Origin of the sequence: Pseudomonas donghuensis (assembly GCF_000259195.1) — a bacterium.
GTDB classification, from domain to species: domain Bacteria; phylum Pseudomonadota; class Gammaproteobacteria; order Pseudomonadales; family Pseudomonadaceae; genus Aquipseudomonas; species Aquipseudomonas donghuensis.
In genome coordinates, this window is sequence record NZ_JH650757.1 from 465,651 (window position 1) to 478,262 (window position 12,612).

General features: G+C 62.9%; 12 protein-coding genes. 7 read left to right on the forward strand and 5 right to left on the reverse strand.

All coding sequences use genetic code 11. The features are described from left to right. From UW3_RS26490 to pdxH, 4 genes are all read left to right on the forward strand, one after another. Positions 1-2,259 carry a beta-galactosidase gene (locus UW3_RS26490; RefSeq protein ID WP_010221074.1) on the forward strand — a complete coding sequence of 753 codons (2,259 nt, stop codon included), beginning with the start codon at positions 1-3 and terminating at the stop codon, positions 2,257-2,259. A gap of 107 nt (positions 2,260-2,366) precedes the next feature. Further along, complete coding sequence (locus UW3_RS0104410; protein ID WP_010221075.1) at positions 2,367-3,512, forward strand: EstA family serine hydrolase; 1,146 nt, start codon at positions 2,367-2,369, stop codon at positions 3,510-3,512. A 99-nt stretch (positions 3,513-3,611) separates the two neighbouring features. After that, the gene (locus tag UW3_RS0104415; protein WP_010221076.1) at positions 3,612-4,592 is read left to right on the forward strand and encodes an OmpA family protein; all 981 of its coding nucleotides are present in this window, start codon (positions 3,612-3,614) and stop codon (positions 4,590-4,592) included. A gap of 18 nt (positions 4,593-4,610) precedes the next feature. Next, positions 4,611-5,258: a pyridoxamine 5'-phosphate oxidase gene (pdxH, locus tag UW3_RS0104420; protein WP_010221077.1), complete on the forward strand. Its 648-nt coding sequence runs from the start codon at positions 4,611-4,613 to the stop codon at positions 5,256-5,258. Here pdxH and UW3_RS0104425 read toward each other — a convergent pair. Next, positions 5,255-5,491, reverse strand: coding sequence for a hypothetical protein (locus UW3_RS0104425; protein WP_010221078.1), 237 nt, complete (start codon positions 5,489-5,491; stop codon positions 5,255-5,257). The genes pdxH and UW3_RS0104425 overlap by 4 nt on opposite strands. Positions 5,492-5,638: 147 nt before the next feature. Here UW3_RS0104425 and UW3_RS0104430 point away from each other — a divergent pair, with 147 nt between their 5' ends. Next, a complete protein-coding gene (locus UW3_RS0104430; protein ID WP_010221079.1) occupies positions 5,639-6,103 on the forward strand; it encodes an outer membrane lipoprotein in 465 nt (154 codons plus the stop codon). A gap of 68 nt (positions 6,104-6,171) precedes the next feature. On the opposite strand, the gene nhaA is transcribed toward UW3_RS0104430, so the two are convergent. Beyond that, positions 6,172-7,353: a Na+/H+ antiporter NhaA gene (gene nhaA / locus UW3_RS0104435; RefSeq protein ID WP_010221080.1), complete on the reverse strand. Its 1,182-nt coding sequence runs from the start codon at positions 7,351-7,353 to the stop codon at positions 6,172-6,174. A 223-nt stretch (positions 7,354-7,576) separates the two neighbouring features. Here nhaA and UW3_RS0104440 point away from each other — a divergent pair, with 223 nt between their 5' ends. Beyond that, positions 7,577-8,671 (forward strand): PLP-dependent cysteine synthase family protein, encoded by a 1,095-nt coding sequence (locus UW3_RS0104440; protein ID WP_010221081.1) that lies wholly within the window; start codon positions 7,577-7,579, stop codon positions 8,669-8,671. 114 nt (positions 8,672-8,785) lie between these two features. Here the strand turns inward: UW3_RS0104440 and UW3_RS0104445 are convergent, their stop codons facing one another. The 3 genes from UW3_RS0104445 to UW3_RS0104455 form a co-directional block, all read right to left on the reverse strand. Next, positions 8,786-10,399, reverse strand: a complete 1,614-nt coding sequence (locus UW3_RS0104445) for an NAD(P)/FAD-dependent oxidoreductase (RefSeq protein WP_010221082.1) — start codon at positions 10,397-10,399, stop codon at positions 8,786-8,788. Between the two features lie 106 nt (positions 10,400-10,505). Next, complete coding sequence (locus UW3_RS0104450; RefSeq protein ID WP_010221083.1) at positions 10,506-11,180, reverse strand: COG3650 family protein; 675 nt, start codon at positions 11,178-11,180, stop codon at positions 10,506-10,508. Between the two features lie 70 nt (positions 11,181-11,250). Next, on the reverse strand, positions 11,251-11,850 hold the full coding sequence (locus UW3_RS0104455; RefSeq protein WP_010221084.1) for a short chain dehydrogenase: 600 nt from the start codon (positions 11,848-11,850) through the stop codon (positions 11,251-11,253). A 107-nt stretch (positions 11,851-11,957) separates the two neighbouring features. Here UW3_RS0104455 and UW3_RS26495 point away from each other — a divergent pair. Further along, on the forward strand, positions 11,958-12,612 hold a 655-nt coding region (locus tag UW3_RS26495; RefSeq protein WP_010221085.1), incomplete at its 3' end, for a LysR family transcriptional regulator.

Below are 12,612 nucleotides of genomic sequence, written 5' to 3' on the forward strand. Positions count from 1 at the left end.
ATGATTCGCCGTACCTTGCCTGCCGTATTCGCACTGTTGTTCAGCACGCCGCTGCTGGCCGGGCAACAGACGCTGTTCAGCTTCGTTCGCCCGGCCGCGGTGGTCAATGTGGTGACCGAAGATGCCAGCCTGCCGCAGTACAACGCAGAGCAGACGGCCGAGGGCGAGGTGCTGCGCCGGGTGGTGTTCAACCCGGTGCAACAGCCCAAACTGCGCCTGACTCCGCAGTCCGGTGCCTGGGACTGGTCCAGTGCCACGGCCATGACCTTGCGTCTGCAAAGCGCCATGGACTGGGCGCTGACCGTCGATGTGACGGTACAGAGCAGCGATGGCAAGACCCTCACCAGCCGCATCGACCTGCCGGCGGGCCCGGCGCAAACCGTCTATGTGCCGCTCAAGGCCAGCTCGCCCCTGAGCCAGGGCATGCGTGCCGGGCCGCCGATGCCCTGGGTGCATGAGGGCCAGCGGGTGTTGCTGACCAGCAGCGCCGGCGAGGTCGACCTCAAGCAGGTGGTATCGGTGACCTTGTCGATGAACAAGCCCAATGTCGCCCAGAGCATCCTTATCGAGCGCGTCGGCACTCAGGATGACGACCAGTTGCAGAAGGCCGTGTACTCCGGCTTGATCGATGGCTATGGCCAGTCCACCCGCGGCCGCTGGCCGGAGAAGATTGTCAGCGACGATCAGCTCAAGGCCGCCGCCAGCCGTGAGCAGCAGCAGCTCAAGGGCTGGCTGGGCGAGCGCAGCAAGCTCAAGCTGGACAAGTTCGGCGGCATCAACGAGGGGCCGGCGTTCGAGGCCAAGGGCTTCTTCCGTACTGAAAAACGCGAGGGCCGCTGGTACCTGGTGACGCCGCAAGGGCACCCGTTCTACTCCCTGGGCGTCAACACCGTGGCCGCCGACGGCGGTCGCACCTACGTCGCCGGGCGCGAAGCCATGTTCAGCGCACTGCCGCAACCGGGTGAAGCGCTGGCGCAGTTCTACGGCGAGGGCAACAACAACGACGGCAACGGCTCGGCCCGTGGCCGCAATTTCAACCAGGGGCGCTGGTTCGACTTCTATGCCGCCAATATCGAGCGCAGCCATGGCACACCGTGCACGCCGATGGCAGCCAGCGACAAGGCCCCGGCGGTTGAATGCCCGGTAGCCAGCTTCGACAAGCAACGCTGGCAGGGGCATACCCTCGATCGCCTGCAGGCCTGGGGCTTCAATACCCTGGGCAACTGGAGCGAGCCGACGCTGGGCCAGGCCAGCCGCATGCCCTACACCTTGCCGCTGTCGATCGTCGGTGACTACGCCAGTATCAGCACCGGCATGGACTGGTGGGGCGGCATGCCCGACCCGTTCGACCCACGCTTTGCCATGGCCACCGAGCGTGCGGTGGCGATTGCCGCCCGCGACCACCGCGACGACCCTTGGCTGATCGGTTATTTCGCCGACAACGAACTGGCCTGGGCCGCCCCCGGGGATGACCCCAAGGCCCGTTACGCCCTGGCCTATGGCACTTTGCGCCTGACTACCGACGTGCCGGCCAAGCGCGCCTTCCTCAAGCAGCTGCGCGACAAATACCGCAACCAGGCTGGCCTGTCCAAGGCCTGGGGCATTGACTTGCCGGCCTGGGAGCTGATGGAAGACCCAGGCTTCGAACCGCCGCTGCCAAGCCCTGAGCACCCGGAGATCGAGGCCGACTTCAAGTACTTCCAGAAGGTCTTCGCCGAAACCTATTTCAAGACCATTGCAGACTCGCTGAAATGGCATGCGCCCAATCACCTGTTGCTCGGTGGCCGCTATGCCGTGAGCACCCCGGAAGCGGTCGCCGCTTGTGCCGAGTACTGCGACGTCATCAGCTTCAACTTCTACACGCCCAAACCGCAGGACGGTTACGACTTCAGCCAGCTCAAGGCGCTGGACAAGCCGGTGCTGGTCTCCGAGTTCCAGTTCGGCTCCCGTGATCGCGGCCCGTTCTGGCCGGGGCCGATGGAAGTGGCCAAGGAAGAAGGCAGGGCGCCAGCCTATGCCGGCTTCGTCAAGGCCGCTGTGGATGAGCCGTCGATCGTCGGCGTGCACTGGTTCCAATACCTCGACCAGCCGGCCAGCGGGCGTCTGCTCGATGGCGAGAATGGTCACTTCGGCCTGGTGGGCATTACCGATGTGCCGTTCCAGGGCTTTGTCGACGGTGTGCGCAAAAGCAACCTGCAGGCTCAGGAGCAGATCGGTAAAACCTTCGTCGCCACGCAGAAAACGCCCAAGGCCCCCTGACAGCAGCCGTCTGGCGTGGACCGCCCGGCTTCTGTCTGTTCCCAAATCGTGCGCAGACTGAAACAATGCACACCCTATTGAGAAGCCGGTTTTGCGGGAGTTGCTGGGTGCAGATTCAGGGTCATTACGAGCTTAAGTTCGAAGCAGTGCGTGAAGCCTTTGCGGCGCTGTTCGACGATCCTCAGGAGCGTGGCGCAGCGCTGTGCATCCAGGTCGGTGGCGAGACCGTCATCGACCTCTGGGCCGGTAGCGCCGACAAGGACGGGGCCGAGGCCTGGCACAGCGACACCATCGCCAACCTGTTTTCCTGCACCAAGATGTTCACCGCCGTGACGGCCCTGCAGTTGGTCGGCGAGGGCAAGCTGGCCCTGGACGCGCCTGTGGCGCGTTACTGGCCGGAATTCGCCCAGGCCGACAAGCAATCGATCACCCTGCGCCAGTTGCTCAGCCATCGCGCCGGCGTACCGGCCTTGCGCGAGTTGATGCCGGCCGAAGCCTTCTATGACTGGCAAACCATGGTCCAGGCGCTGGCTGGCGAATCACCCTGGTGGACGCCCGGCACCGCCCACGGTTATGCGGCCATCACCTTTGGCTGGTTGATCGGCGAGTTGATCCGCCGGGCAGATGGCCGCGAGCCAGGCGAGTCGATCGTCGCGCGCACCGCCAGGCCGCTGGGTCTGGACTTTCATATCGGCCTGGCCGAAGAAGAATTCCATCGAGTCGCGCACATCGCCCGCGGCAAAGGCAACATGGGCGATGAAGCGGCCCAGCGCCTGCTCCAGGTAACCCTGCGTGAGCCACAGGCCCTGTCGACCCGGGCCTTCACCAACCCGCCAGGCATGCTCACCAGTACCAACAAGCCAGAGTGGCGCCGGATGCAGCAACCGGCGGCCAATGGCCATGGCAATGCCCGCAGCCTTGCCGGTTTCTATGCTGGCCTGCTGGATGGCAGCCTGCTGGAGTCGGAACTGCTGGATGAACTGACGCGGGAGCACAGCCTCGGCCAGGACCGCACCTTGTTGACCCAGACCCGTTTTGGCCTGGGCTGTATGCTCGATCAGCCACGCGTGGCAAACGCTACCTTTGGTCTGGGCGCGCGCGCCTTCGGCCATCCGGGGGCGGGCGGCTCGGTGGGCTTTGCCGACCCGGAACATGATGTTTCCTTTGGTTTTGTTACCAATACCCTGGGCCCTTATGTGCTCATGGACCCTCGGGCGCAGAAGCTGGTGCGGGTATTGGCCAGCTGCCTTTGATCGGTTGACCCCGGTGTGGCCTGAACCCTTTGGCTATTCTGAAATCCAAAGCCCTGCATTGCTGGGCCAAATTTCTTTCATTTTCATGGTGTATCGCTGATGTCTTCGCATAAATCCTTAGCTCTCGCCCTGTGCCTGGCTGTCACCGGCTGCGCGCAGCATCCTCAGAAACACGGGGCCGCTGATGCCGGTTTCAACTGGTGGCCATTTGGCTCGGACCAGGTCGTCGACAAGGAAGTTAAGGACGTGGTAACTGAAAAAGTGGCCAAGGCCGACGCCAAGTCGGACAGCGCCAGCCGCTGGTGGTGGCCGTTTGGCGAGAACGACAAGAGCAAGGTCGCTGCCGTGCCGAAAATCGACCGCAAGGCGACCCAGGCCTGGCTGGACAGTTACGAGCCGAAGCTGCGCGAAGCCATCAAGGACAGCAAGTTCGAAGTCGAACGCCGTGAAGACGTGTTGGTCGTGACAGTGCCGGTCGACAGCTCCTACAACCCGGACCGTCCGGCCATGCTCCTGCCGGTCACCCTTGGCCCGATCACCCGTGTGGCCAAGGCCATCGAGACCGACAAGCAGACCGCAGTGCTGGTCCTCGGCCATGCCGATAGCAGTGGGGTCGCGGCAGCCAATACCAAGCTCAGCCAGGAGCGCGCCCAGTCGGTGGCCGCCATTTTCCGTCTCAGCGGCCTGGAACGTGATCGCCTGATGCTGCGTGGCATGGGCTCGCAAATGCCGCGCGCGGCCAACGACAGCCTCGAAGGCCGCTCGCTGAACCGCCGCGTCGAGCTGGTGCTGACGCCGCAGAACACCATGGTTGCCTTGCTGGCCAAGTACAAGCAGCCGACCCCGACCCCGGCCGAACTGGTTGCCGTGCAGGATGCCAAAGCCCCAGCCAAGGTCGCGGCTAAGCCGGCTGCCAAGCCTGCGGCCAAGGCCCCGGCGAAAAAAGCCACTGCAGCCAAGAAAGCCGCACCAGCCAAGACCGCGGCCAAGAAGCCTGTCGCCAAGCCAGCAGCGAAAAAGGCTGCGGCACCGGCGGCGAAAAAAGTCGCTGCCAACACCAGCCCTGCGAAGACCAACTGATCGTCAAGGAACGCAGTAATGACCCAATCCCTGGCCGATATGCGCCGCGATTACACCCGTGATGGCCTGACCGAAGCCTTGGCTCCGGAGCAGCCGTTCGCGTTGTTTCGTCAGTGGTTCGATGACGCCCTGAAAACCGAGCAACCGCCGGTGGAAGCCAATGCCATGACCCTGGCAACGGTGGATGGCGATGGTCGTCCGCATTGCCGGATCGTTTTGCTCAAAGGCCTGGATGAGCAAGGTTTTACCTTCTTCACCAACTATGAAAGCGCCAAGGGCCAGCAATTGCTGGTCAATCCCTTTGCGGCCATGACGTTCTTCTGGCCGGCGCTGGAGCGTCAGGTGCGCATCGAGGGCCGGGTGGTCAAGGTCAGCCAGCAGGAATCGGACGAGTACTATCAGGTGCGCCCGCTGGGCAGCCGCCTGGGGGCCTGGGCTTCTCCGCAGAGTCAGGTGATTGCCGACCGTGCCGAGCTCGAAGGCCTGGTAAAGGCCACCGAGCAGCGCTTTAGCGACAACCAGCCGCATTGCCCGGAGCACTGGGGCGGCTATCGCCTGTTGCCCGAGCGTATCGAGTTCTGGCAGGGGCGTGCCAGCCGCCTGCACGACCGCCTCAATTACCGCTTGCAGCAGGGCAACTGGCTGCGTGAGCGCCTCGCGCCTTAATCGGCCTGGTAACCGGCGGCCTCGCGCTCCAGCCAGGCCGCCAGTTCACTGCGTTTGACCTTTTGCGCCTTGGCGCTGTCCAGACGTTGTAGCATGAAGACCTTCTTGCCTTCGTCTTCGCCTGCCAGTGACAAGGCCAGGTCACGGTCCATCCAGCGCTTGATGCGAACGTAGATCCACCAGTGGAAGTAAAGGCCTGCCACGGTGGTGATGACGACGATGAAGTAATCCATGTCTATCCTTGCGCTAGAAGTTTCTACAGGCTGCCCCGATAGAACAGGCTGTACGGAAGCTGAATGGAAGCAATTTTACCGCGCATCTGTCGTGACAGTCGTCAATGCGCGGAGTCTAATGGGCATCTGTCTTACGGAGATCATCCAATGCGTAAATCTGTTCTGCTGGTGGCAAGCTTCACCACAATGTCGCTGCTGCTTGGCGGTTGTGCCTCGAGCCTGACCGGCGATTCGTACTCCCGTGATGAAGCGCGCCGTGTGCAGACCGTGCGCATGGGCACCATCGAGTCGCTGCGGCCGGTGAAAATCGAAGGTACCAAAACCCCGATCGGCGGTGGCGCCGGTGCAATCGTTGGCGGCGTCGCCGGTAGTGCGGTGGGTGGCGGTCGCGGCAGTATCGTTGCCGCCGTGATCGGTGCCGTGGCCGGCGGCCTGGCAGGTTCTGCGGCCGAAGAAGGCCTGACCCGTACCCAGGGCGTGGAAATTACCGTGCGTGAAGACGACGGCAGCATGCGTGCCTACGTGCAGGCGGTGCAACAGAACGAGATTTTCCGCGTCGGTGAGCGTGTGCGGATCATGACCGTCGACGGTACCAGCCGGGTTACTCACTGAAGTTGTGAACCGGCCATTAAAAACCCCGACTCGGCAGCGCCGGTCGGGGTTTTTTATTGCCTTGAGTTTCAGGCCACGGCGGGCTTGCGACTCGACAGCGCGGTGATGCCATAGCCGATCAGTGCGGCGAGGATGGAACCGGTGAGGATCCCCATGCGGTCCATGCCGGCGTATTCGCTGCTGCCCGGGACGAAGGCCAGGGAGCCGACAAACAGGCTCATGGTAAAGCCGATGCCGCAGAGAATCGCGACCCCAAGCACCTGGCCCCAATTGGCGCCTGCGGGCAACGCAGCCATGCCAGCCTTGATCATCACCCAGGCGAAGCCGAATACCCCGAGGGTCTTGCCCACCAGCAGGCCGACGGCGATGCCCATGGGTACGTGATGGGTAAAGCTTTCAAGGCTGACGCCCGCCAGCGACACACCGGCGTTGGCAAAGGCAAACAACGGCAGGATGCCATAGGCGACCCAAGGGTGCAGGGCATGCTCCAGGCTCAGCAGCGGGGAGGGCTCGGCGTTTTTCGTGCGCAGCGGGATGCACAGCGCCAGGGTGACCCCGGCCAGGGTGGCATGCACACCGCTCTTGAGCACGCAGACCCAGAGGATCAGGCCGACCACCATGTACGGGCCGAGCTTGACCACCCCCAGCCGGTTCATCGCGATCAGCACCAGCAGGCAGGCCGCCGCCAGGCCCAGCGACAGGCTCGACAACGTGCCGGAGTAGAACAGGGCGATGACGATGATCGCGCCCAGATCGTCGATGATCGCCAGGGTCATCAAAAACAGCTTGAGCGAAACCGGTACGCGCTTGCCCAGCAGGGCCAGCACGCCGAGGGCGAAGGCGATGTCGGTGGCCATGGGGATGGCCCAGCCAGCCACGGCGGCCGGGTTGTCCTTGTTGAGGAACCAGTAGATCAGTGCCGGTACCACCATGCCGCCGATGGCGGCAGCGCCGGGCAGGACGATCTGCGAGGGCTTGGAGAGGTGGCCGTCGACCACCTCGCGCTTGACCTCAAGGCCGATCAGCAGGAAGAACAAGGCCATCAGGCCGTCGTTGATCCACAACAGCAAGGGTTTGGCAATTTTCAGGGCGCCAATCTGGGCGACCACCGGAACATCCAGCAGGCCGTTGTACAGGTAAGACAGCGGCGAATTGTTGATGATCAGGGCCAGGGCGGCTGCAGCAATCAGTAATAGACCGCTGGCAGCTTCCAACTGAAAGAAACGTGTGAAAGTGCTACGCAGGGGCAAGGGCGCTCTCCATCCTGAAGGTTCTGATAGGGGCACACCCTACCCTGTGGTGATATTCTTTAAAACAAAAACTATATTCTTTTTTGTTATATGCTGTAACCAACTCACGCCCTGCAGCCTAGCAGTTGCAGTCGATAATTCACCGTGGCTGTATCTTTAGTAGTTATCGGAATTTTCCTAACATGTTCTGTTGAACTTCGACTTTTTTGCCCGAGAATCGACCATGACCGATCACCGCCAGTGGGCCCGTGAAGCCATCCGCATTATTGAGGCGGACTTCCAGCGCAGCGCCGATACCCACCTTATCCCGTTGCCCCTGCCAGGCTTTCCCGAGGTCGAGCTGTATTTCAAGGATGAGTCGAGCCACCCCACCGGTAGCCTCAAGCACCGGCTGGCGCGGTCGTTGTTTCTGTATGCCTTGTGCAATGGCTGGTTGCGCCCGGGGGCGCCGGTGATCGAGGCGTCCAGCGGCTCGACAGCAATCTCCGAAGCTTACTTTGCGCGCTTGCTCGGGCTGCCTTTCATTGCCGTGGTACCTGCCAGCACATCGCAGGAGAAGATCGCCCAGATTGCCTTCTACGGTGGCCAGAGCCATCTGGTGCAGGATCCGACGCAGATCTACGCCGAGTCCGAGCGTCTGGCCCGGGAAAGTGGCGGGCACTTCATGGACCAGTTCACCTATGCCGAACGCGCTACCGATTGGCGGGCCAACAACAACATCGCCGAATCGATCTTTGCCCAGATGCGTTTCGAGCAGTTCCCCGAGCCGAGCTGGCTGATCTCCAGCCCGGGTACGGGCGGCACCACCGCCACGTTGGGCCGCTACGTGCGCTATCGCCAGCATGCTACCCGGGTACTGTGCGCCGATGCCGAGCGCTCGGTATTTTTCGACAGCTACAGGACCGGTGACCGTTCCCTGCGCCTGGACTGCGGATCACGTATTGAAGGCATCGGCCGGCCACGGGTGGAGGCTTCGTTTTTGCCACAAGTGATCGATGCCATGGTCAAGGTACCGGACGCCCTGTCACTGGCGGCCATGCATTACCTGGCGCAGCGCCTGGGCCGACGGGTCGGCGGTTCGAGCGGCACCAACCTGATTGGCGCCCTGGCGGCGGCGCAGCAGATGCGCGCAGCAGGGGAGGCCGGCTCGATCGTGGCAATACTGTGTGATGGCGGCGATCGCTATGCCACCACTTACTATGACCAGGAATGGTTGAGCGGGCAGGGGTATCAGTTGGAGGGCTTGATTGAGGCGGTGCAGGCGTGTGTCGAGCGCGGTGAGGCGTTGCCGGCGTCGGTATTGCGCGAGGGTGTTTGAAGGGCGGGCTGCCTTGCAGCCCATCGCTGGCAAGGCCAGCTCCCACAAGGTCCGCTGCGACTCAGACCCCTGTGGGAGCCGGCATTGCCGGCGATTACTGTGTTGCGGTATGAATCAGGCCTGCAAGCCCAGCATGCTGCGCGCCACCGCTTCAGCAATGCGAATCCCGTCAACACCCGCCGACAGGATCCCGCCGGCATAACCTGCGCCTTCACCCGCTGGGAACAGGCCCTTGAGGTTCAGGCTCTGCATGCTGGCATCACGGGTGATGCGCAGCGGCGATGAGGTACGGGTTTCGATACCGGTCAGCACTGCGTCAGGCAGGTTGTAGCCCTTGATCTGCCGATCGAAGGCCGGCAACGCTTCACGAATCGCCTCGATGGCAAAATCAGGCAGGCTCGGTGCCAGGTCGCCAAGGCTGATGCCAGGCTTGTACGAAGGCTCGACACTGCCAATAGCCGTGGAGGGTCGCCCGGCGACAAAGTCACCGACCAGTTGCGCCGGCGCCTGGTAGTTGCTGCCCCCCAGCACATACGCGTGGGCTTCGAGCTTTTCCTGCAGCTCGATACCGGCCAGCGGGCCGTCCGGATAATCTTGCTCAGGGGTGATGCCAACGACGATACCGGAGTTGGCATTGCGCTCGTTACGCGAGTACTGGCTCATGCCGTTGGTCACGACTCGGCCCGGCTCGCTGGTAGCGGCAACCACGGTGCCGCCCGGGCACATGCAGAAGCTGTAGACCGAACGGCCGTTCTTGGCGTGGTGCACCAGCTTGTAGTCGGCAGCGCCCAGTTTCGGGTGGCCGGCGTACTTGCCCAGGCGCGCTTGGTCGATCAGCGATTGCGGGTGCTCGATACGAAAGCCGATCGAGAACGGCTTGGCCTCCATGAACACGCCACGGGCATGCAGCATGCGGAAAGTGTCACGGGCACTGTGGCCCAGGGCCAGGACCACGTGGCGCGAGTGCAGCTGTTCGCCGCTTGCCAGCACCACGCCGTTGAGCTGGCCGTCGTCCATCAGCAGGTCGGTGACCTTTTGCTCGAAGCGTACTTCGCCGCCCAACGCCTGGATCTCGTGGCGCATGTTCTCAACCATGCCGGTCAGGCGGAAGGTGCCGATGTGCGGCTTGCTGACGTAGAGAATCTCATCCGGCGCACCGGCTTTGACGAACTCGTGCAGCACCTTGCGGCCATGGTGCTGCGGGTCCTTGATCTGGCTGTACAGCTTGCCGTCGGAGAAGGTCCCGGCGCCGCCTTCGCCGAACTGCACGTTCGACTCGGGGTTGAGCACGCTTTTGCGCCACAGGCCCCAGGTGTCCTTGGTGCGCTGGCGGACTTCCTTGCCGCGCTCGAGGATGATCGGCTTGAAGCCCATCTGCGCCAACAGCAGGCCGGCGAAAATCCCGCACGGGCCGAAGCCGACGACGATGGGGCGCTCCTGCAGGTCGGCAGGGGCCTGGCCAACCACTTTGTAGCTGACATCCGGGGCGACGTTGACGTTGTGATCGTCGGCGAACTTTTGCAGCAGTTCGGCTTCGTTGCTCGCTTGCAGGTCGATGGTGTAGATGAACAGCAGCTCGCTGTTCTTCTTGCGCGCATCGTAGCTGCGCTTGAACAGGGTGAAGTCCAGCAGTTGCTCGTCGCTGATCCCCAAGCGTTGCACGATGGCCTCGCGCAGGGCTTCATCAGGATGATCCAGCGGCAGCTTCAGTTCGGTGATTCGTAACATGGCAGGGTCCAGTATCCCGGCCATGAACGGCCGGCGGCTTTACACAAACCGCCAAGTATAAGCTGTTCGCCGCCTTTGCAGGCAGGTTAAACGCGTGCGCCGATGATCAGTCGTTGCGCGAGCCACCGTAATAGGCGCAGCCGCGCAGGGTCTGGCCGTCGACCCGCAGTTCGGCCCTCAGGTGTTGCACACTGCCGGTGGCGCTGTCGACGCAGCGTTGTGGGGCGACCCAGAGTTCGACTTTCTGGCCATTGGCTTCGGTATTGAGGCTGAAGCGGCCGTCGGGCAGTTGTTCTTCCAGGTAGGGCACGGCCAGGGACGGTTGACCGACGCGCTCCAGGACCATGCCTTTGCCGCTGGCCTTGAGGCTCCAGTCCGGCTCGTGGCCGCTGGCGCGCAGGGTCAGGCGCTTGAAGTTGGGGTCGCTGCAGGCGCTGCTGGAATGCTCGACGCGGTACAGGCGCTGCACATTGAACTGGCCGTCGTTGCCGCCTTTCTGGCTGGCCGACAGCGTGCCGCGGACGTCGGCGAACAAGGTGCCGGGGGTTGCCGCCAGTGCACTGGCTTCCTGCAGCAGGCCGGTGTTGCCGCTGTCATTGACGGCAAAGCGGCGGGTTTCTTCGCAGGGTTTGAACAGCAGTTGCCCACCCTGGGCGCTCAGTTCGCCCTGCATGCGGGTCTGGCCGGCGGTAGAGGCAGCCTGGGGCTTTTCAGCCAGCATCTGGCAGCCGGCAAACAGCGGCAACACGGCGACAAGCAACAGCGAAGGGGCGGCACGCATCAAGCAAACTCCAGCATCTCGAGCAAAAGGTGCCGCCACGTTACGCAGGCTTGTCGCCGATCACAAGGGTCTAGCCGACCTGGTAGGTCTGGCCGGTTTGCAAACCTTCGACACTCTTGGCATAGGCCAGTGCCACGTCGGCGGCGGGCACTGGTTTGAAACCACGGAAATACGGGGCATAGGCTGGCATGGCCTCGACCAGCACGTTAGGGCTGATGGCGTTGACCCGCAGGCCATGGGGCAATTCGATGGCGGCGGCTTTGACGAAGGCATCCAGGGCACCGTTGACCAAGGCGGCTGAAGTGCCGGTACGAATCGGGTCGCGATTGAGAATGCCGCTGGTGAAGGTAAACGAGCCGCCATCGTTGATGAACTCGCGACCGATCAGCAGCAGGTTGACCTGGCCCATGAGCTTGTCGTTCAGGCCCAGGGCGAAGTGCTCCGCGTTCATTTGCTCCAGGGCTGCAAAAGTCACGTTGCCAGCGGCGCAGACCAGGGCATCGAAGCGGCCGGTCTGTTCGAACAAGCGGCGAATTGAAGCGCTGTCGCTGATGTCCACCTGATAGTCGCCGCTGTTGCGGCCGATGCGCAGCACTTCGTGGCGTTGTTCCAGCTCTTTGGCAACCGCCGAACCGATGGTACCGCTGGCGCCGATCAACAGGATTTTCATGGGGCCCTTCCTCGTGGGTAGTGAAGACAAGGCTCAAGTCTAGGGTGGATTTTTCCGCGGATAAGCGTGCTAATAGGCAACCTTTGGTTTTCATGTGGAAACAATCCATGAGCGACCTCGATGACCTGGCGGCCTTTGCCGTGTTGATGGATGCCGGCAGTTTCACCCTGGCCGCGCAACAACTGGGCTGGAGCAAGGGGCAGCTGTCCAAGCGCATCAGTGCCCTGGAGGCCAGCCATTCGGTGAAATTGCTGCACCGCACGACACGGCGGCTGAGCCTGACGGCTGCGGGCGCCATGTTGCTGCCCCAGGCGCAGGCACTGGTGCGGCAGATGGAAGGGGCGCGGCAGACCCTGGCCATGCTCAAGGACGAACTGGCGGGACCGGTGCGTATCACCGTGCCGGTGTCCTTGGGCGAGACGTTTTTTGAAGGGTTGTTGCTGGAGTTCGCCACGCGCTACCCGGACTTGCAGGTAGAGCTTGAGCTGAACAACGGTTACCGCGACCTGCTGGGTGACGGCTTCGACCTGGCGATTCGAACCGAAGTCCAGGATGACGCACGTCTGGTCGCCCGCCCGGTGCTGGCCATGCAGGAACTTACCTGTGCCAGCCCTGGCTACCTGCAGCGCCATGGGGAACCGAAGGCGCCGAGCGAGTTGAGCGACCATCGCTGTCTGCTCAACAGCCACTACAGCGGCCGTGAAGAGTGGTTGTATCACCAGCAGCACGAACTGTTGCGGGTGCAAGTGGCTGGGAGCTTTT

Coding starts and splice junctions, on each gene's coding strand:
- UW3_RS26490 (WP_010221074.1), top strand. CDS start 1: ATGATTCGCCGTACCTTGCCTGCCGTATTCGCACTGTTGTTCAGCACG.
- UW3_RS0104415 (WP_010221076.1), top strand. CDS start 3,612: ATGTCTTCGCATAAATCCTTAGCTCTCGCCCTGTGCCTGGCTGTCACC.
- pdxH (WP_010221077.1), top strand. CDS start 4,611: ATGACCCAATCCCTGGCCGATATGCGCCGCGATTACACCCGTGATGGC.
- UW3_RS0104425 (WP_010221078.1), bottom strand. CDS start 5,491: ATGGATTACTTCATCGTCGTCATCACCACCGTGGCAGGCCTTTACTTC.
- UW3_RS0104430 (WP_010221079.1), top strand. CDS start 5,639: ATGCGTAAATCTGTTCTGCTGGTGGCAAGCTTCACCACAATGTCGCTG.
- UW3_RS0104440 (WP_010221081.1), top strand. CDS start 7,577: ATGACCGATCACCGCCAGTGGGCCCGTGAAGCCATCCGCATTATTGAG.
- UW3_RS0104445 (WP_010221082.1), bottom strand. CDS start 10,399: ATGTTACGAATCACCGAACTGAAGCTGCCGCTGGATCATCCTGATGAA.
- UW3_RS0104450 (WP_010221083.1), bottom strand. CDS start 11,180: ATGCGTGCCGCCCCTTCGCTGTTGCTTGTCGCCGTGTTGCCGCTGTTT.
- UW3_RS0104455 (WP_010221084.1), bottom strand. CDS start 11,850: ATGAAAATCCTGTTGATCGGCGCCAGCGGTACCATCGGTTCGGCGGTT.